The sequence below is a fragment of the Enterobacter sp. genome (assembly GCF_977039595.1).
In genome coordinates this window covers 33265-53087 of sequence record NZ_CDRQYH010000024.1, presented here as the reverse complement: position 1 = coordinate 53087, position 19823 = coordinate 33265, and the positions used below count along the sequence as shown (strand labels likewise).

Sequence of the window (19823 nt, the reverse complement as noted above, 5' to 3'; positions counted from 1 at the left end):
TTTGAACTTTTGCTTTGCCACGGAACGGTCTGCGTTGTCGGGAAGATACGTGATCTGATCCTTCAACTCAGCAAAAGTTCGATTTATTCAACAAAGCCGGTCAAAGGCTCAACGGCCAAAACCTTTGGAACGATGCGCCATTCGGCTGTACGGGTTACATGGACACGATTAGCCCCGAGATGAGGGGCATAAATCCCGACAACCCTCTCGATATCTTCCTCGTATTCGTTGACCTCATCCGTCACCTTACGGGCGACCCTGACCGCCTGAGCATCACGCGGCATGTTTGCCCCACCCTGCGCGATGATGTACCGCTCAAAGTCCCCCTCATCTGCAGCAGCTCGCGCGGCCTCGACCCTGTCGTCAAACTCGCAGGAAATACTCACCCCACGCGGTAGTTTGCGCAGTTCACGGTAGGCGCCCATCGTCGGGAGACCAATCGGTTTAAACTGAGGGATACGCCATGTTGACGCCCATGCGGTGACGGCTGCGGCCGTATCTTTCAGAGGCTTGCCGGTGTCGTGATCGAGCTGGCCGTCGAGTGCGTAACCGTCGATATTTTTTGCAATGTATTTAGCGATATAACCCGCCGCTCCGCCCTGATTAAGATGGCGTGACTCAAAGCGCTGTTTTGACGCGCCCTTTTCGTGTCCGTCCTCTTTGAGGGCATAACGACGCATAATTTCGTTAATGGCTTTACGCTGACCGGGTTTGCAAAAAAGCATCATGTGCCAGTGTGGCGTGCCGTCGTGGTGCGGTTCGACAACGCGCATCCCGTACACATCTAAATCGTTATCTTTGAAAGCTGTACGCATCAGGCTCCAGATTCGGCATAGATAGCGCTGGCCGTCTTTGGGTGTGAATGCTGTTTCGTTCCAGCCGTGATTGAGCTGCACCGTTTTGCTTTCACCTTTGCCAACCTGACGGGTCGGGTGATACTTCGATGGCGTGGTCAGCGTGATAAACATCCCCACGTCACCAACGCTGGTCGCGTAGCGTTCAATCCCGGCGATAGTATTCATCAGCTCCATACGACGTATTTCAGGGTTCGAAATACTCCCCATGACCTTGCTTATGAGGTCAATACGTTCGCCAGTGATTTTGTTTTCCAGTTCGCAGGATTTCAGGTATTCGAGATTAGCCAGGCGGCGCGCGTGAACATCGCGGATCGCTATTTTGCTTGCGTAAGGTGAACGGTCTTTGTTGACCTCACCTGCTGCGATGAGCAGCGCCTCGCGCCAGCGCATCCGCTGCGCCTTGAGCTGGTTGACCCACCACTCGTCTTTAATCAGTCGTGAAATAGCGGAAAATGCCATGCGGATCGTCATCTGACCCTTATGGTATTTTTTCCAGTACATCGGGGTGATGTTAAATGCGCGAGCAACACCGGCCACTTGCCCGTATAGGTGCGACTGAGCTTCATCGGTGAAAAGGGTCTCTTTCCCGCCGTGAGCATCCGCCCAGGCGTCGCTTAACTCCTCGTATTTGCTCCAGAGCTGAGAGGCAATTCTGGCCGCAAATTTCCTGAGCTCTTTGTCATTCATATCTGGTAAGCGCGCATACTGATCGCGCTCGGACAGAAAACCAATCGAGGCGGATTCATTCATCCCGCACAGCTCATTGACACGCTCAAGACGCGGCAGCAGCTTGCGCTCAAACGTATTTTTAAGGAAATACAGCCCACCCAAAGGGCTCTTTTTACGGCGGATGAAGTTATAACACGAGGTAAACAGCGTTTGCAGGAAAAATGGTAGGCGGTCAATTCGGTTTAAAACACCTTGCACCTGACGGAGTTCGGCACGTGTAAGGGGTCTGTCGCGGCCAATGGCCTCGCGGGATTTATTCCAAGGGTATGTGAAATCAGTCATGCTACCAAAAGCTCCAACTGTTGCGGATGCTTTGGCATTTCAGACCAGCATTAAATTGCAGGAGGCGTGACACTCTCAATAGCGCAGCGACCAATAAGAATGGCGGCTTTAAGTTCACGCTCACTCAGTTTCTGGTTGTAATCCGCCTCCTGAATGAATCGAGTTATCTCAGGGTATTTGCTTGTAAATTTTGGAATATTACAGGCGAGATTTGTGCTATCTGCAGTAGCAAGCGGATAGTTTCCAAGGACACGGCCATCCAGCATACGAAGGCCATGAATTTTAGTTTTAAAGCTATGTTTCAGATAAATTGCATCGAATGCTTCACGCATCCTGCGATGCCAGCGCTCAGTCCTGATGCTGGCATATTCACCAGATGAGCCAAAGCACACCCGAGGCCATTCGTTACAAAGCTCAACCAGTCGGTCTAATGACTCATGAAGATGCCAGACAGGCGCGGCTTTATCCCGGAAACAGCGAGGCATTGAATCGATAAGGGCATCATTGTCAGCTTCTCCACCCTCAACCACATCAGGAATAACAAAGAAAGACACCTTTGGGTGATGATAGTGGGGCAATAACCACCGATAAAACTCCTGCCAATTGATAACAAGACCACGTTTCCACGCGGAAAAAGCCCCATTATCAATAGCAACGGCGCAAGCATATTTAATCGAGGCGGCGAGCTGGTCAGGTCTGGCAAAAGAAACAAAAGCGCCAGCACCATTCACTGCAACACGATGAACGTTAAGCCCGATTTACCGGCCGGACAAGCAACACATGCGCTACGACACTCTTTCGCGACGCACTTTATGATTAACGGGGGCAACATCATCACACTGCAGAGGATCTTAGGTCATACGAAAATTGCGCAGACAATGGTCTATGCGCACTTCGCTCCTCAGTACCTGCAGGACGCAATTTCGCTTAACCCGCTGAAGGGTGCTAATGGTGATAAGAGTGTCCACAATGTGTCCACACCCTAGCCGCTTTTTATGGCTTTTGGCTGCTAGTAGTAAAACGTGAAGCCTTGTCTGGCGCGGCTTTCCAGTTACGCCAGACATTAAAAAGGCTCCCTCAGGAGCCTTTCAAACCATCAATGCAGCGACGCTAACCTCGCCGCAAACCCGACAAACAGCAGCCCTATTAGCCCGTTCCCCAGCTTTGCCAGTTTCTTTTTTGTTTTCAGATAACGTGTGACAAACGCACCGGAGAAGATCAGGAAGCTCATGTACATAAAGCTTATCAACTCCAGCGTCGTCGCAAGGATCAGGAAAGAAGTGCCGGTACTCTTCGCATTCACGTCAATGAACTGAACGAAGAACGATACGTAGAACAGAATCGCTTTGGGGTTGGTCAGGCTTAACACCAGGGAACGTTTCATGATCATACTGGCAGGTTCGGGGCCGCTCTCATGCGCGTTTTTTTGACGGTTTACCACCGACCAGAGCATTTTGCCCCCCAGCCAGAGCAGATAGAAAGCCCCGAGATAGCGCACGATATTAAACAGTACCGGCGTGGTCTGGATTAATGCCGCGACGCCCGCCCAGGCGAGAAACATCAGCACCGCATCGCCAATAAATACGCCCGTAGCGGCGAGATACCCTTTTTTAACACCGTGACCGATCCCGGTTTTTAGCACGAACAGGGTATTCGGTCCCGGCACCAGAACGATAAAAAATGCGCCAACAACATACGTCCAGAAATTCAGTACGCCAAACTCCGCAAACACTTCTCCCTCCTTTTGCTAAACACAACAGGAACAACGCTGCAAATACGCTATCCCCAAAAAATCAGACGCTATAAAATCAGCGGGCACCAGTTACGGTGCCCTCATGGTTCTCAGATATCCTGGACTGCGAACAGCAACGCATTGCGGTGCCGCGTCAATCCACATTTTCTGATGGCGTGAATACGCATATTGCGGCGGGATTGTGCTTCCAGCCAACGAGCCTTGCGACGACTCACCTGTCGCAACATGCGCCAGCGCCCTACTTCTGTTCTACTGCGCTTCATGTCTACAACTCTTAAACTAACTGAGCCGCCATTATAAACCCAACCCGGCAGCAAACCAGCGCTTTTACCTGGCGTTTTTATTTGCCAGATGAATCCTGATGCGTACACTCATAACAATACGCTTTCAAAAGGATTTTTTTACCTATGACAACCTTCTACACCGTGGTGAGTTGGCTGGTCATTCTGGGATACTGGCTGTTAATCGCGGGTGTGACGTTACGCATCCTGATGAAGCGCAGAGCCGTACCCTCTGCCATGGCCTGGCTTCTGATCATTTACATCCTCCCGCTGGTGGGAATTATTGCCTATCTCTCTTTTGGTGAGCTTCATCTGGGTAAACGCCGTGCCGAGCGCGCCCGTGCCATGTGGCCCTCCACCGCGAAGTGGCTGAACGATCTTAAGGCCTGCAAACATATCTTTGCCGAGGAGAACAGCAGCGTCGCCTCCTCACTGTTTAAGCTGTGCGAGCGCCGCCAGGGGATTGGCGGCGTTAAGGGCAATCAACTGCAGCTGCTGACCTCGTCTGATGACGTCATGCAGGCGTTAATCCGCGATATTCAGCTGGCTCGTCATAATATCGAGATGGTTTTTTATATCTGGCAGCCCGGCGGGATGGCTGACCAGGTCGCTGAGTCGCTGATGGCCGCCGCGCGGCGCGGCATTCATTGCCGCCTGATGCTTGACTCCGCGGGTAGCGTGGCATTTTTCCGCAGCCCCTGGGCAGGCATGATGCGTAATGCCGGGATCGAAGTGGTCGAAGCGTTGAAGGTAAATCTCCTTCGCGTGTTTCTGCGCCGGATGGATCTCCGCCAGCATCGCAAAATGATCATGATCGATAACTATATTGCCTACACCGGCAGCATGAACATGGTCGACCCGCGCTTTTTCAAACAGGACTCAGGAGTAGGTCAATGGGTTGATTTGATGGCGCGAATGGAGGGGCCGATTGCCACCTCGATGGGCATCGTTTATTCCTGCGACTGGGAGATTGAAACCGGCAAGCGTATCCTGCCGCCGCCGCCGGACGGCAATATTATGCCGTTTGAGGAGGCCAGCGGTCATACCATTCATACCATTGCTTCCGGGCCAGGCTTCCCGGAGGACTTGATCCATCAGGCGCTGCTGACGGCAACCTACTCGGCGCGTGAATATCTGATCATGACGACGCCCTACTTTGTCCCCAGCGATGACCTCCTGCACGCCATCTGTACAGCCGCGCAGCGCGGTGTCGATGTGAGCATCATTCTGCCGCGCAAAAATGACTCTCTCCTGGTGGGCTGGGCCAGCCGGGCATTCTTTAGCGAACTGCTGGCCGCCGGGGTGAAAATTTACCAGTTTGAAGGCGGATTGCTCCACACCAAGAGCGTGCTCGTCGACGGTGAGCTGAGCCTGGTGGGCACGGTCAACCTGGATATGCGCAGCCTGTGGCTCAACTTTGAAATCACGCTGGTCATTGATGATGCCGGCTTTGGCGGCGATCTCGCGGCGGTGCAGGATGATTATATCTCCCGCTCGCGTCTGCTGGATGCCAGACTGTGGGTAAAACGTCCGCTGTGGCAGAGAATTGCCGAACGACTGTTTTACTTCTTTAGTCCGTTGCTGTAAAACGTGCCCAACGATGTTAAACAGGTAGTCATCATGGAAATGTATCTGAACAATCGCCTGACCGAAGACGAAACGCTCGAGCAGGCCTATGACATTTTTCTCGAACTGGCGGTTGATAACCTCGATCCCGCAGACGTGATCCTTTTTAATCTGCAGTTCGAAGAGCGTGGCGGTGCCGAGCTGTTCGACCCTTCAGAAGACTGGGCTGAGCATGTGGATTTCGACCTGAACCCTGACTTTTTTGCCGAAGTGGTGATTGGGCTGGCAGATGAAGACGGTGGCGAAATTAACGATATTTTCGCCCGCGTCCTGCTGTGTCGAGAGAAAGACCATAAGCTGTGCCATATACTCTGGCGCGAATAATAAAAAAGGCTGCGATTGCAGCCTTTTTTATTTACTCCGGCAACGCACTTCCGCAGCGGTTACAAAACCGCGCGTCATGATCATGTTCACCCTGCTGGCAATGAGGACACTTGCGCTGCTGCTTGCGGCTCTGAAACGCGCTGTTCATGTGTGTGGTAATAAGTCCAGTCGGAATGGCAATCACCGAATAGCCAATCAAAATCAGCACTGACGCCACAATGCGGCCCAGCGGCGTGTGGGGAGTAATATCACCATAACCCACGGTCGTGACGGTCACAATCGCCCAGTAGACGGAGGCATTGAGCGTCGTAAAGCCATATTTGGGACCTTCTATTAAATACATCAGCGCGCCGAAAACAATCATGACGATTGCAATAAACGAGTAGAACAGAATGAGCTGATGCCGTGCGCTGACGATTGCACTCCAGAACACGCGCAATGAGGGCATAAAGCGCAGTAATTTCAGAATACGTAATACGCGAATAACGCGCATCGCTCGCCAGGCAAAGACATAGCTCAGGCTGATTTCCGGCCACAGCCACATGACGTAGAGCGGCAGAATGGTGGCTAAATCAATAAATCCCCAGAAGCTGAAAACATATCGGGCCGGGTTGGGCCAGGCTATTACCCGGAGGAGATATTCAGCGGTAAAAACCAGGGTAATCGCCAGCTCAAGCCAGACAAAGATGTGCCATTCGTCAAACGTCAGGTGATATTGCGTCCCGGCACCCGATTCAATAAAGATGACGACCACGCTGAGAAGCGCAAATAAACCGCAAAGACCTTCGAAGCGACGTCCGGATACCGTTTCAGGATCGAATAAAAAATGATAAAGCCGCCGACGGGCTGACGTTAATAAACGCGACACAGTAACCTCGCAAAAAATAAGGGCTGACATCATGTCAGCCCTTGCGATTATAACGGGTCTACTTTCAGGCAGGAAACCGCATGTCGGAAACTGCCTTCCAGAACTGGACGCGTTTTCGCACATTCCGGCCCGGCCATTGGGCAGCGCGTGCGGAAGACGCAGCCCGACGGTGGGTTAATCGGTGAGGGCAATTCACCTTCCAGCAGCTGGATGGTCTTATTCTTTTCCAGATCCGGATCGGGGATTGGCACAGCGGACATCAGCGCTTTGGTGTAAGGGTGCAGCGGATTGTGGTACACCTCGTCATAGGTACCCAGCTCCACGGCGTGACCCAAATACATCACCAGCACGCGGTCTGAAATGTGTTTCACTACGGCCAGGTCATGCGCGATGAAGATCAGCGACAGCCCCATTTCACGCTGCAGCTTCTGCAGCAGGTTAACCACCTGTGCCTGAATGGACACGTCCAGCGCGGAAACCGGCTCGTCGCAGATAATCAGCTTCGGTTCGAGGATCAGCGCACGGGCGATACCAATACGCTGGCACTGGCCGCCGGAGAATTCGTGCGGGTAGCGGTTGATGAGGTTAGGCAACAGGCCGACTTTCATCATCATCGCCTTAACGCGATCGCGCACTTCCTGACGAGACATCTTCGGATGATAGGTCCGCAGCGGCTCGGCAATAATCTCGCCGATGGTCATACGCGGGTTAAGGGATGCCAGCGGATCCTGGAAAATCATCTGGATATCGCTGCGCACCTCGCGCCACTCGTCGGGTTTCATGCCCAGCAGATCTTTACCCAGCCAGGCCACTTTGCCGTCGGTCGCTTTTACCAGACCGATAATGGCGCGCGCAAAGGTCGATTTACCGCAGCCGGACTCTCCGACCACGCCCAGGGTTTCCCCTTCGTACAGGCGCAGCGTAACGCCATCCACCGCTTTCAGGGTCTTCGACGGCTGCCAGAACCACTGTTTTCCGTCTTTAATGTCGAAATGCACCTTAAGGTCAGCAATTTCGAGCAGCACGTTGCGTTTTTCATCTAATGCGTTCATACCAGCTCCTCCTGCGGCTTAAAGCAGGCGCGCAGACGGCCTGGTGCAAACTCTTCCAGCGGCGGAGCGCTGTTGCAGATTTCCATCGCGTGCGGGCAGCGCGGCTGGAACGGACAGCCTTTCGGCAGGCGCAGCAGGTTTGGCGGGTTGCCAGGAATGGTGAGCAGGGATTCCCCTTCCGCATCAAGACGCGGCACCGCGTTCAGCAGGCCAATGGAGTACGGGTGAGCTGGCTGATAGAAGACATCGCGCGCTTTGCCATATTCCATCGTTCGCCCGGCGTACATCACCAGCACTTTGTCACATATGCCCGCCACCACGCCCAGGTCGTGGGTAATCATGATAATCGCCGTGTTGAACTCACGCTTCAGCTCGTTCAACAGGGTCATGATTTGCGCCTGAACGGTAACGTCCAGCGCGGTAGTGGGTTCATCGGCAATCAGCAGCTTAGGCCGGCAGAGCAGCGCCATCGCAATCATCACGCGCTGACGCATACCGCCAGAGAACTCGTGCGGGAACATGCGCATGCGCTTGCGTGCCTCCGGCATTTTCACCGCATCGAGCATTTTGACCGACTCTTCAAAGGCTTCGGCTTTGCCCAGACCTTTGTGCAGCATCAGGACTTCCATCAGCTGCTCACCAACGCGCATGTACGGGTTCAGAGAAGTCATCGGATCCTGGAAAATCATCGAGATCTGTTCGGCGCGCAGCTTGTTCAGCTCGTGCTCCGGCAGGTTGAGGATTTCACGACCGTTGAATTTCGCGGAGCCCCCAATCACGCCGTTAGCAGCCAGCAGGCCCATTAACGCAAAGGCGGTTTGAGATTTCCCGGAACCGGATTCACCGACGATGCCGAGTGTTTCACCCGCGCGCAGGTTGAAGTTGAGATCGTTCACGGCGGTGACATCCCCGTCAGGGGTCTTAAAGGTGACGCGAAGATCTTTTACGTCCAGCAGAAGGTCGCTCCGCTGCTGCGCCTGTGGCGCGGTTGCCGTTTCAATAATTGTCATGACGGCGCTCCTTAACGGTCTTTAGGGTCGAGGGCATCACGCAGGCCATCGCCGATAAAGTTAAAACAAAACAGGGTAACGACCAGGAAACCCGCCGGATAAAGCAGCAGCCACGGTGACACTTCCATTGAGTTTGCGCCATCGCTGAGCAGCGCGCCCCAGCTGCTCAGCGGCTCTTGTGTACCGAGACCCAGGAAGCTCAGGAAAGATTCAAACAGGATCATGCTTGGCACCAGCAGTGAGGCATAGACCACCACCACGCCCAGCACGTTAGGAACGATATGGCGAACCACGATATTCCCGGTAGAGACACCGCCTACCTGCGCCGCTTCGATAAACTCTTTGCGTTTGAGACTCAGCGTCTGGCCGCGAACAATACGCGCCATATCCAGCCATGACACCATCCCGATGGCCACGAAGATCAGCAGGATATTCTGACCAAAGAAGGTCACCAGCAGGATGACGAAGAACATAAACGGGAAGGAGTTCAGGATTTCAAGCAGACGCATCATCACCGAGTCCACTTTGCCGCCAAGGTAGCCGGACAGAGAGCCATAGAGCGTCCCCACGATCACCGCCACCAGAGCGGCAGCAATACCGACCATAAGAGAGATACGACCACCGATAGCGACACGCACCAGCAGATCGCGTCCTGAGGAGTCCGTGCCAAAATAGTGGCCAGACTCCATATCCGGCGCGCTGGACATCATGCCCCAGTCGGTGTCGAAATAGGTAAATTGCGACAGCATCGGCGCCAGGGTCACAAACAGCGCGATGATCACCAGAACCACCAGACTCGCAACCGCCGCGCGGTTGTGCATAAAGCGACGGCGCGCGTCCTGCCAGAGGCTACGACCTTCCACTTCCAGTTTTTCACTGAAGTTTTCCAGCGCCTCGCTGTTTTTCTTACTCAACATCATGGCGTGCTCCAGTTAGTAACGGATTTTCGGGTCGATGACGGCGTACAGGACATCAACGATAGCGTTAAAGAGAATGGTCAGCGCACCGACGAGAATAGTCAGGCTCAGTACCAGCGAATAGTCGCGGTTAAGCGCGCCGTTAACAAACAGCTGGCCGATGCCCGGCAGGCCGTAAATTGTTTCGATAACCATCGAGCCGGTAATGATCCCGACGAATGCCGGTCCCATGTAGGAGAGCACGGGCAACAGTGCCGGCTTAAGCGCGTGGCGGAAGATAATCCGACGCATCGGCAGCCCTTTAGCACGCGCGGTACGAATGAAGTTCGAGTGCAGCACTTCGATCATTGAACCACGGGTGATACGCGCGATACTGGCGATGTACGCCAGAGATAATGCCACCATCGGCAATATCATGAACTTCAATGCCCCGCCGTTCCAGCCGCCGCCAGGCAGCCACTTCAGCGTAATGGCAAATATCATCACCAGTAATGGCGCAACAACGAAGCTGGGTATGACTACCCCGGTCATCGCCACCCCCATTACGGCATAATCCCATTTGGTATTTTGTCTGAGCGCGGCGATAACGCCTGCGGTGACCCCGAAAACGATCGCCAGAATGAATGCCACAGCACCCAATTTCGCTGAAACCGGGAAGCTGGAGGCCACCAGGTCGTTAACGGAATAGTCTTTATATTTAAATGACGGTCCAAAATCACCGTGGGCCAGCTGCTTCAGGTAATTGAAGTACTGGGTAGAGATAGGATCGTTTAAGTGGTATTTCGCTTCGATATTCGCCATGACTTCTGGCGGCAGCGTACGCTCACCGGTAAATGGACTTCCCGGCGCGAGGCGCATCATGAAGAAGGAAATCGTGATAAGAATAAATAGCGTTGGAATCGCTTCAAGACAGCGACGTAGGATAAATTTCAACATTGCCCGTACCTTCTGGCGTGTGCCTATATAGTGTGACGTTGGTTAGACACCGTGGGGCGAGCACGCCCGCCCCACTCATTGCCATTAATGCTTGATAATATACAAGTTTTTAACGTAGATATTATCCATCGGGTCTTTACCGGTATACCCACCTACCCACGGTTTCACCAGACGGGCGTTAACGTAGTAGTAAACCGGAACGATCGCGGAATCTTTATCCAGCTGCTGCTCGGCTTTAGAGTACAGTTCAGTACGCTGCGCTTCGTCAGTGGCTTTCAGCGTGTCGCCAATCAGCTTGTCGAATGCCGGGCTCTTATAGTGCGCGGTGTTGTTTGAGCTGTCACTCAGCATGGTGTTCAGGAAGGAGGTCGGTTCGTTATAGTCCGCACACCAGCCAGCACGCGCCACGTCAAAGGTACCCTGATGACGGCTGTCGAGGAAGGTCTTCCACTCCTGGTTCTCCAGCTTCACGTTCGCGCCCAGGTTCTTTTTCCAGATCGAGGCGACGGCGATAGCCAGTTTTTTGTGCAGATCGGAGGTGTTGTACAACAGGCTGAAGGTCAGCGGCTTATCTGCGGTGTAGCCCGCTTCGGCCAGCAGTTTCTTCGCTTCTGCGTTACGCTGTTCCTGAGTCTGTTTGAACCAGTCTGGCTCGGTCAGTTTTGCGCCATCGGTGTATGGAGGGGTATAGCTGTACGCCGGCAGATCGCCCTGGTTTTTCACTTTGTTGACGATGATATCGCGATCCAGTGCCAGCTTCAGCGCGGTACGAACACGTACGTCGGTAAACGGTGCTTTCTGGTTGTTGATTTCATAGTAATAGGTGCACAGGTACGGATCGACGTGAACTTCTTTAGGGATCTCTTTCTTCAGTTTCTGGAACAGTTCAATCGGCATGTTGTTATAGGTCATGTCGATTTCTCCGCTGCGGTAGCGGTTAACGTCAGTCACTTCGGACGAAATTGGCAGGTAGGTCACCTGATTAATAACGGTTTTAGCGTTGTCCCAGTATTGCGGGTTACGCTCAAGCACCATACGCTCGTTGACCACCCAGTCTTTCAGCTTATAGGCACCGTTGGTCACGATATTGGCAGGCTGGGTCCATTTCTCACCAAATTTTTCCACGGCAGATTTTGGTACCGGGGAGACGGACGGGTGAACCAGCAGCTTATAGAAGTACGGAACAGGTTCGCTCAACGTCACTTCGAAGGTATTGGCATCGATCGCTTTAACGCCCAGATCGGTGATTGGTTTTTTGCCCGCGATGATGTCATCAATATTGGCGATGTGGCCATATTGCAGGTAGCTCGCATACGGAGAGGCGGTAGTAGGATTCGCCAGACGCTGCCAGCTATAAACGAAATCTTCAGCCGTGACCGGCGTACCGTCGGACCATTTCGCATCCTTACGCAGATGGAAGGTCCAGACTTTGAAATCTTTGTTTTCCCATTTTTCTGCGACACCCGGTGCCGGGTGGCCGTCTACGTCTGTCACCAGCAGGCCTTCGAACAGGTCGCGGTTAACGTTAGACTCAGGAACACCTTCAATTTTGTGCGGGTCAAGAGACTGAACTTCCGCACCGTTGTTACGCACCAGCGTCTGTTTCTCAGCCAGTTGAACACCTGCAGGAACGTCCGCAGCCATTGCAGCGTTGCCCGCGATTAGCGCAGTTAAAATCCCCGCCGCTACCAGATTTTTTTTTGTGATGATGGACATTGTGTTGGTACTCCACTCATTATAATGACTGGCCTTCGCCAGCTGTGTAATCCCCTGTTGGGGCCTGTACAGCGCAGGAGTTTTTTTTGCTGCTGTCAGGTTCTTCTTTTACTGCTTGCTATCACCGACTTTTTTATTACTGACCGCTCGTATGGCCGTCTTGCGTCGATTCTTTACAGGCCTCCCCTGTTTGAGGCCTGGGCTGGATATCTGAGATGAGAACCATATGAAAATAATTCTCATCTGCTTGTTTTATGCTGCAAAATATTAGGCCGGAAAGTATCAAATGGCGTAAACGTGCGCCAATACATTTTGCAAATTTGTTAAGCAATTCTCTTTTACGGTGAGTACCGTATCGTTGAGGGCAGCCTTGCCGGACATTGAACATCACAAGAAAAACATGACATTCAATAGGATAGAGAAAATTTTCTCTACAAGCGCGTCGCTGCGCTATTATCGAGTGATTTTGTACAAAAATTTAACAACTGGTTATTATTTAGCACATTCATCTAGGGGAATGTTGAAATTACTAATATCATTTCGGTTATCTCTCAGCAAGCCCCAGAGTATCATGTGAGTAAAATAACAGAGCGATCGAAGATTTTCTGTGCAGGCGGGTTTTAGGGGGATTAATAACTTGTTGAAATACAAGCAATGAACATTATTAGTAGAATTTATTATGATATGTGAGCATTTCAACTTTAGTTATAGGATTTACTGATAATGACGTAAAAAAACGGAGCTGTTGCTCCGTTCTTTCATACGAAATATCAGTGCAGCAAACCGGGGAAAATGCTTTTAATTCCCGTCACGATAAATTCAATCCCTAACGCCATCAACAGCAGGCCCATGATACGCGTTATGACGTTAATTCCCGTCTGCCCCAACAGGCGTACAAGCCAGGGCGCCATGCGGAACACTCCCCAACAACAGAGCGCAAAAATGGCAATTGCGACGGAAAAACCGATCAGGTGCATCAGGCTATGGTAACGCGTCCCCCAGACAATGGTTGAACTGATGGCACCAGGACCGGCCATGAGCGGTAAGGCCAGTGGCACCACGCCAATACTTTCGCGGATGGCAGTTTCTGACTTCTCCTGCTTGTTCTGCTTATCCTCGCCGAGCTTACCGCTGATCATGGACATAGCGATGGTTACCACCAGGATCCCACCCGCAATACGGAAAGAATCGATTGAAATCCCGAACAGTTGAAGAATCGTGTCTCCGAGAAAAAGGGAGGTCAGCAATATGATAGCTACCGACAGGTTAGCGGTAAGGTTGGTCTTGTTCCTGGCCGCCGCCGTCTGGTAACTCGTCATACTAATGAAGACAGGAATGATCCCCACCGGGTTGACCAGGGCAAACAAACCAATAAAAAATTTAAAATACGTTGGAAAATCAAAGAGCGTTTGGATCACGTTTTGCTCCGCTTATACACATGCCCGGGACTGACAATTTGTCGTGAGAAATCGCGCTGAAGATACCCTTTTTATCAGCATACTTCACTTGAAATCTGTACCAAAACGTTATCATTTCAGGATGTTAAACATATGTATAATCAATGATAGCGTTGCTTCCAATACTTACTTAATTATTTAACACTGGAAAAATCTCAAAGAAATAACCCTGCTGAAAGGTATCAGCTTGGGGGAAAATTGACACAGATCATGATTTCAGTACTCAGAAGTGAGTAATCTTGGTTACACCCCCAGGGAGGTCACATGACAAAAAGGGATGATGCTAAGGTAAGGCTCTTTTAGTAAATTAGTGTGCTGACGCAGAAAGTAACTCTTTGTTTTACTTTGTGTTACGCAAGTCGTATCGGCTCTGTCTATACTGTGTGACGTATCGAGCGCTGGTTTACTAAAAGAGTTTAAACATTATCAGGAGAGCATTATGGCTGTTACTAATATCGCTGAACTGAACGCCCTCGTCGAGCGCGTTAAAAAAGCCCAGCGTGAATATGCCAATTTCACCCAAGAACAGGTTGATAAAATCTTCCGCGCGGCCGCACTGGCTGCTGCAGATGCTCGAATCCCCCTCGCTAAAATGGCCGTTGCCGAATCCGGCATGGGTATCGTGGAAGATAAAGTGATTAAAAACCACTTCGCTTCCGAGTATATCTACAACGCCTATAAAGATGAGAAAACCTGTGGCGTGCTGTCCGAAGACGACACCTTCGGTACCATCACTATCGCTGAACCTATCGGCATTATCTGCGGTATTGTTCCGACCACTAACCCAACGTCTACAGCTATCTTCAAATCACTGATTAGCCTGAAGACCCGTAACGCAATCATCTTCTCTCCACATCCACGTGCGAAAGATGCGACTAACAAAGCTGCGGATATCGTCCTGCAGGCGGCGATCGCAGCTGGTGCACCAAAAGATCTGATTGGCTGGATCGACCAACCTTCCGTTGAGCTCTCCAATGCGCTGATGCATCACCCGGACATTAACCTGATTCTGGCGACCGGTGGTCCTGGCATGGTTAAAGCCGCATACAGCTCCGGTAAACCAGCCATCGGTGTTGGCGCTGGTAACACCCCTGTTGTTATCGACGAAACCGCTGACATCAAACGTGCCGTTGCGTCTGTACTGATGTCTAAAACCTTCGATAACGGCGTTATCTGTGCATCTGAACAGTCTGTTGTTGTCGTAGACTCTGTTTACGACGCCGTTCGTGAACGTTTCGCCAGCCACGGCGGCTACCTGCTGCAGGGCAAAGAGCTGAAAGCAGTTCAGGACATTATCCTGAAAAATGGCGCGCTGAACGCCGCTATCGTGGGTCAGCCAGCGTACAAAATCGCTGAACTCGCAGGCTTTACCGTCCCGGCTACAACCAAAATCCTGATCGGTGAAGTGAAAGTTGTCGACGAGAGCGAGCCGTTTGCACACGAAAAACTGTCTCCTACGCTTGCCATGTACCGTGCGAAAGATTTCGAAGACGCGGTAGAGAAAGCTGAGAAGCTGGTTGCCATGGGCGGTATCGGTCACACGTCTTGCCTGTACACCGACCAGGATAACCAGCCAGAACGCGTCGCTCACTTCGGTCAGATGATGAAAACTGCGCGTATCCTGATCAACACCCCTGCTTCCCAGGGTGGTATCGGTGACCTTTACAACTTCAAACTCGCACCTTCCCTGACTCTGGGTTGTGGTTCCTGGGGTGGTAACTCCATCTCTGAAAACGTTGGTCCAAAACACCTGATCAACAAGAAAACCGTTGCTAAGCGAGCTGAAAACATGTTGTGGCACAAACTTCCGAAATCTATCTACTTCCGCCGTGGCTCCCTGCCAATCGCGCTGGATGAAGTGATTACTGATGGCCACAAACGTGCGCTCATCGTGACTGACCGTTTCCTGTTCAACAACGGCTACGCTGACCAGATTACCTCTGTGCTGAAAGCGGCTGGCGTTGAAACTGAAGTGTTCTTTGAAGTTGAAGCTGACCCTACCCTGAGCGTTGTACGTAAAGGTGCTGAGCTGGCTAATTCCTTCAAACCAGATGTGATTATCGCACTGGGCGGTGGTTCCCCAATGGATGCCGCGAAAATCATGTGGGTCATGTACGAGCACCCTGAAACCCACTTCGAAGAACTGGCGCTGCGCTTTATGGATATCCGTAAACGTATCTACAAGTTCCCGAAAATGGGCGTAAAAGCCAAAATGATCGCGGTAACCACTACTTCCGGTACCGGTTCAGAAGTTACACCATTTGCGGTAGTAACAGACGATGCGACAGGTCAGAAATACCCACTGGCTGACTACGCGCTGACCCCAGACATGGCTATCGTTGATGCAAACCTGGTAATGGAAATGCCTAAGTCACTGTGTGCGTTCGGTGGTCTGGATGCGGTAACTCACGCCCTGGAAGCCTACGTTTCTGTACTGGCATCTGAGTTCTCTGACGGTCAGGCTCTGCAGGCTCTGAAACTGCTGAAAGAAAACCTGCCAGCGTCCTACAATGAAGGGTCTAAAAACCCGGTAGCACGTGAACGCGTTCACAGTGCAGCAACCATCGCAGGTATCGCGTTTGCCAACGCCTTCCTGGGTGTTTGCCACTCAATGGCGCACAAACTGGGCTCACAGTTCCACATTCCTCACGGTCTGGCGAACGCCCTGTTGATCAGCAACGTTATCCGTTATAACGCTAACGACAATCCAACTAAACAGACTGCTTTCAGCCAGTACGACCGTCCACAAGCACGTCGTCGCTATGCTGAAATCGCTGACCACCTTGGCCTGAGCGCACCGGGCGACCGTACTGCTGCGAAGATTGAGAAACTGCTGGCATGGCTGGAAAGCCTGAAAGCTGAGCTGGGTATTCCTAAATCTATCCGTGAAGCAGGCGTTCAGGAAGCTGACTTCCTCGCTCATGTAGATAAGCTGTCTGAAGATGCCTTCGATGACCAGTGTACTGGTGCTAACCCGCGCTACCCACTGATCTCCGAGCTGAAACAGATTCTGCTGGATACCTACTATGGTCGTGAGTTCAAAGAAGGTGATGTTGCCGCTGTGAAAACAGAAGTTCCTGTCATCAAAGCTGACAAGAAAGCGAAGAAAAGCGCTTAATTGACAGCAGCAGATGAAAAACCCGCCTTAATGGCGGGTTTTTTTATGTCTGAATAACAAGACTGACATTATTTTCTGTTGTCGTGCTGAATCGCCGTCAGCGAGCCTACAGACAACGCTTCTTTATAATGCTTACGGCAGACCGAAACATAGCGTTCATTACCGCCTATCACCACCTGCTCACCATCTGCATAAGGTTTACCAGCCTGGTCAAGACGAAGCACCATACTGGCTTTACGACCGCAGAAGCAGATTGTTTTCAATTCAACAAGTTTATCCGACCAGGCGAGTAAGTACTGGCTCCCGGCAAAGAGCTCACCGCGAAAATCCGTGCGCAGACCGTAACAAAGAACGGGGATATCAAGCTCATCGACCACTTCTGACAGGGCATATACCTGTTCACGCGTCAGAAACTGGCTCTCATCGACCAGGACACAGTGAATCGGCTGTGCAGCATGTTCTGCATGAATGTCTTCAAACAGATCGGTTTTCGGGTTAAAAAGCCTCGCAGGCGACGAGAGTCCTATTCTTGAACTCACCTTCCCTGCACCAAAGCGATCGTCAATTTCAGCCGTATAAACAACGGTACGCATCCCGCGCTCCTGGTAATTGTACGAGGATTGCAGCAACGCGGTGGATTTCCCGGCATTCATTGCCGAATAGTAGAAATAAAGTTGTGCCATTTGCCGTAAAACCCTAATCAATGTGTAATATTCCCGATGAGTCATTGTACCATATTTTGTCTGGTCATCAGCGATGTAGCACACAGGGGAAGCGTTTCAGCGAGGAGTTTACAACCTTCTTTTTATGAAAATAGCCCGTTAAAACATGTAGTAAACACCCTCTCCTCGGCCAATATGTTATATGTTCAGCAAAACATAACACTGCTTTTTATAGTGGAATCCCCTTCATTAAAATTCACTATTTATTAACTATTTCAGTCTTAACATCACGGAGGGGAACTAATACAAAAGGCTGATATTTCTCCGCCGCAACTATAATTCCTGCGGGAAATGTCACAAAAAAAAGACACAATCGACCGGGTTAAGCAGCTTCCGGTGATAACAACCGAGACTGCTGGGCGGTGAAATTTAAGTTAGCGTAATTAATAATAGCGCCATTATTTCGTATTTTTTGAATTCCTTACATTCCTGGCTATTGCACAACTGAATTTATGGCTCTATTATTAGGTCAACAAACCACCCCCCATTATAAGTTTGAGATTACTACAATGAGCGAAGCACTTAAAATTCTGAACAACATCCGTACTCTTCGTGCGCAGGCAAGAGAATGCACCCTCGAAACGCTTGAAGAAATGCTGGAAAAATTAGAAGTTGTAGTTAATGAACGTCGCGAAGAAGAAAGCGCTGCAGCGGCTGAAATCGAAGAGCGTACTCGTAAACTGCAGCAATATCGTGAAATGCTGATTGCTGATGGTATCGATCCAAATGAATTGCTGAACAGCATGGCTGCCGCTAAAACCGGTACTAAAGCCAAGCGTGCGGCACGTCCTGCTAAATATAGCTACGTTGACGAGAACGGCGAAACTAAAACCTGGACTGGCCAGGGTCGTACTCCTGCTGTAATCAAGAAAGCGATGGATGAGCAGGGTAAACAGCTGGACGACTTCCTGATCAAGGATTAATCGAGCCATATTCAGAAAAATCCCGCATATTGCGGGATTTTTTTTAACCTAAATTTGTCGCATACATCCTCTTACACTCTGTCATAAAGCATTATTTAGCAATTTTATCGACTGTACTTTCAGACAGGTTTTTGGGAGTGTTATGGGCATAAAAAAACCGGTGGGCAATGCCTCACCGGTTTCGAACATTTACAACCGTGGCTTATTTCTTAATACCTACGCTCTCTTTGAGCCAGGTTTTAAATTCTTCACCAAGGGTATTGTGGCGGATACCATATTCAACAAACGCCTGCATATAACCGAGCTTATTACCGCAGTCATGGCTCTTACCTTTCATATGGTAGGCCTCAACGGTCTCTTTCTCGATCAGCATATCGATGGCATCCGTCAGCTGGATCTCATCACCCGCTCCTGGAGGCGTTTTAGCCAGCAGAGGCCAGATTTCAGCACTCAGGACATAGCGACCTACAACGGCAAGGTTTGAAGGCGCTACGTCGGCTTTAGGCTTCTCTACGACACCAACCATTGGCACACTTTCGCCCGGCTCAAGGTTAACGCCTTTGCAGTCAACCACACCGTATGCCGTTACGTCTTCAACAGGCTCAACCATAATCTGGCTACTGCCGGTTTCGTCGAAACGTTTGATCATTTCAGCCAGGTTATCCTGAGAAAGATCGGATTCGTATTCGTCCAGAATTACGTCAGGCAGAATTACCGCTACAGGCTCATCACCTACAACAGGATGCGCGCACATAACAGCGTGGCCCAGACCTTTAGCCAGGCCCTGACGAACCTGCATAATGGTGACGTGTGGAGGGCAAATAGATTGAACTTCTTCTAAGAGCTGACGCTTAACACGCTTTTCCAGCATGGCTTCAAGTTCAAAGCTTGTATCGAAATGGTTTTCGATAGAGTTTTTAGATGAATGCGTAACCAGCACAATTTCAGTGATGCCGGCTGCGATACATTCATTAACGACATACTGGATTAATGGCTTATCAACCAGAGGCAGCATCTCTTTAGGAATCGCCTTAGTTGCTGGTAACATCCTGGTCCCCAATCCCGCTACCGGGATAACGGCCTTTCTGACTTTCGAATTTAGGGCAGCCATTCAAATTCTCCTGAGCTGTTCAAGTTTTGAACTTTTATGCAATAAATAACGCGTTGAGTATATCAGCCTCGCCCCGCAGTCCGGGTCTGAAAAGAACGCGTTGCCGATCAATTAGGACAAATACGCATGAATCTGGGCAGC

The 19823-nt window shown here is 51.0% G+C and carries 17 protein-coding genes and 1 pseudogene; 5 read left to right on the top strand and 13 right to left on the bottom strand.

Annotated elements, in window-relative coordinates:
• Positions 1–83 precede the first annotated feature (83 nt).
• Both ACWYRJ_RS09925 and ACWYRJ_RS09920 read right to left on the bottom strand, forming a co-directional pair.
• Positions 84–1868 (bottom strand): replication endonuclease, encoded by a 1785-nt coding sequence (locus ACWYRJ_RS09925; RefSeq protein ID WP_455507806.1) that lies wholly within the window; start codon positions 1866–1868, stop codon positions 84–86.
• Between the two features lie 50 nt (positions 1869–1918).
• On the bottom strand, positions 1919–2626 hold the full coding sequence (locus tag ACWYRJ_RS09920; RefSeq protein WP_455507807.1) for a hypothetical protein: 708 nt from the start codon (positions 2624–2626) through the stop codon (positions 1919–1921).
• Between ACWYRJ_RS09920 and ACWYRJ_RS09915 the strand changes: the two are divergent.
• A pseudogene (locus ACWYRJ_RS09915) lies at positions 2615–2854 on the top strand (tyrosine-type recombinase/integrase); the annotation flags it as partial. The gene ACWYRJ_RS09920 and the pseudogene ACWYRJ_RS09915 sit on opposite strands and share 12 nt — an antisense overlap.
• A gap of 110 nt (positions 2855–2964) precedes the next feature.
• Here ACWYRJ_RS09915 and leuE read toward each other — a convergent pair.
• Both leuE and ACWYRJ_RS09905 read right to left on the bottom strand, forming a co-directional pair.
• Positions 2965–3600, bottom strand: a complete 636-nt coding sequence (gene leuE, locus ACWYRJ_RS09910; protein ID WP_045404924.1) for a leucine efflux protein LeuE — start codon at positions 3598–3600, stop codon at positions 2965–2967.
• 110 nt (positions 3601–3710) lie between these two features.
• Positions 3711–3884 carry a YciY family protein gene (locus ACWYRJ_RS09905; RefSeq protein WP_086379783.1) on the bottom strand — a complete coding sequence of 58 codons (174 nt, stop codon included), beginning with the start codon at positions 3882–3884 and terminating at the stop codon, positions 3711–3713.
• Positions 3885–4028: 144 nt separating this feature from the next.
• Between ACWYRJ_RS09905 and cls the strand changes: the two genes are divergently transcribed.
• The gene (gene cls / locus ACWYRJ_RS09900) at positions 4029–5489 is read left to right on the top strand and encodes a cardiolipin synthase (protein WP_008502791.1); all 1461 of its coding nucleotides are present in this window, start codon (positions 4029–4031) and stop codon (positions 5487–5489) included.
• A 33-nt stretch (positions 5490–5522) separates the two neighbouring features.
• Positions 5523–5852, top strand: coding sequence for an HI1450 family dsDNA-mimic protein (locus ACWYRJ_RS09895; RefSeq protein WP_049138288.1), 330 nt, complete (start codon positions 5523–5525; stop codon positions 5850–5852).
• Positions 5853–5883: 31 nt separating this feature from the next.
• Here ACWYRJ_RS09895 and ACWYRJ_RS09890 read toward each other — a convergent pair whose 3' ends face one another.
• The 7 genes from ACWYRJ_RS09890 to ACWYRJ_RS09860 form a co-directional block, all read right to left on the bottom strand.
• A complete protein-coding gene (locus tag ACWYRJ_RS09890) occupies positions 5884–6753 on the bottom strand; it encodes an ion transporter (protein WP_455507805.1) in 870 nt (289 codons plus the stop codon).
• Between the two features lie 14 nt (positions 6754–6767).
• Entirely contained in the window at positions 6768–7772 is a 1005-nt protein-coding gene (gene oppF, locus ACWYRJ_RS09885; protein ID WP_045404928.1) for a murein tripeptide/oligopeptide ABC transporter ATP-binding protein OppF, read from the bottom strand.
• Positions 7769–8782: an ABC transporter ATP-binding protein gene (oppD, locus tag ACWYRJ_RS09880; RefSeq protein WP_045404931.1), complete on the bottom strand. Its 1014-nt coding sequence runs from the start codon at positions 8780–8782 to the stop codon at positions 7769–7771. Before oppD ends, oppF begins: the two co-directional genes overlap by 4 nt.
• A gap of 11 nt (positions 8783–8793) precedes the next feature.
• Positions 8794–9702: an oligopeptide ABC transporter permease OppC gene (oppC, locus tag ACWYRJ_RS09875; RefSeq protein WP_008502787.1), complete on the bottom strand. Its 909-nt coding sequence runs from the start codon at positions 9700–9702 to the stop codon at positions 8794–8796.
• 12 nt (positions 9703–9714) lie between these two features.
• Complete coding sequence (gene oppB, locus ACWYRJ_RS09870) at positions 9715–10635, bottom strand: oligopeptide ABC transporter permease OppB (RefSeq protein ID WP_455507804.1); 921 nt, start codon at positions 10633–10635, stop codon at positions 9715–9717.
• Positions 10636–10719: 84 nt separating this feature from the next.
• Entirely contained in the window at positions 10720–12351 is a 1632-nt protein-coding gene (gene oppA, locus ACWYRJ_RS09865; protein WP_111965934.1) for an oligopeptide ABC transporter substrate-binding protein OppA, read from the bottom strand.
• 770 nt (positions 12352–13121) lie between these two features.
• Positions 13122–13769, bottom strand: a complete 648-nt coding sequence (locus ACWYRJ_RS09860; protein WP_008502784.1) for a YchE family NAAT transporter — start codon at positions 13767–13769, stop codon at positions 13122–13124.
• Positions 13770–14247: 478 nt separating this feature from the next.
• Between ACWYRJ_RS09860 and adhE the strand changes: the two genes are divergently transcribed.
• On the top strand, positions 14248–16926 hold the full coding sequence (gene adhE / locus ACWYRJ_RS09855; protein WP_059446810.1) for a bifunctional acetaldehyde-CoA/alcohol dehydrogenase: 2679 nt from the start codon (positions 14248–14250) through the stop codon (positions 16924–16926).
• A 68-nt stretch (positions 16927–16994) separates the two neighbouring features.
• Here the strand turns inward: adhE and tdk are convergent, their stop codons facing one another.
• Positions 16995–17609, bottom strand: a complete 615-nt coding sequence (gene tdk, locus ACWYRJ_RS09850) for a thymidine kinase (protein WP_111965933.1) — start codon at positions 17607–17609, stop codon at positions 16995–16997.
• Between the two features lie 548 nt (positions 17610–18157).
• Here tdk and hns point away from each other — a divergent pair.
• Positions 18158–18571, top strand: coding sequence for a histone-like nucleoid-structuring protein H-NS (hns, locus tag ACWYRJ_RS09845; protein WP_008502781.1), 414 nt, complete (start codon positions 18158–18160; stop codon positions 18569–18571).
• Positions 18572–18773: 202 nt separating this feature from the next.
• On the opposite strand, the gene galU is transcribed toward hns, so the two are convergent.
• Entirely contained in the window at positions 18774–19682 is a 909-nt protein-coding gene (galU, locus tag ACWYRJ_RS09840; protein ID WP_008502780.1) for a UTP--glucose-1-phosphate uridylyltransferase GalU, read from the bottom strand.
• Positions 19683–19823 lie beyond the last annotated feature (141 nt).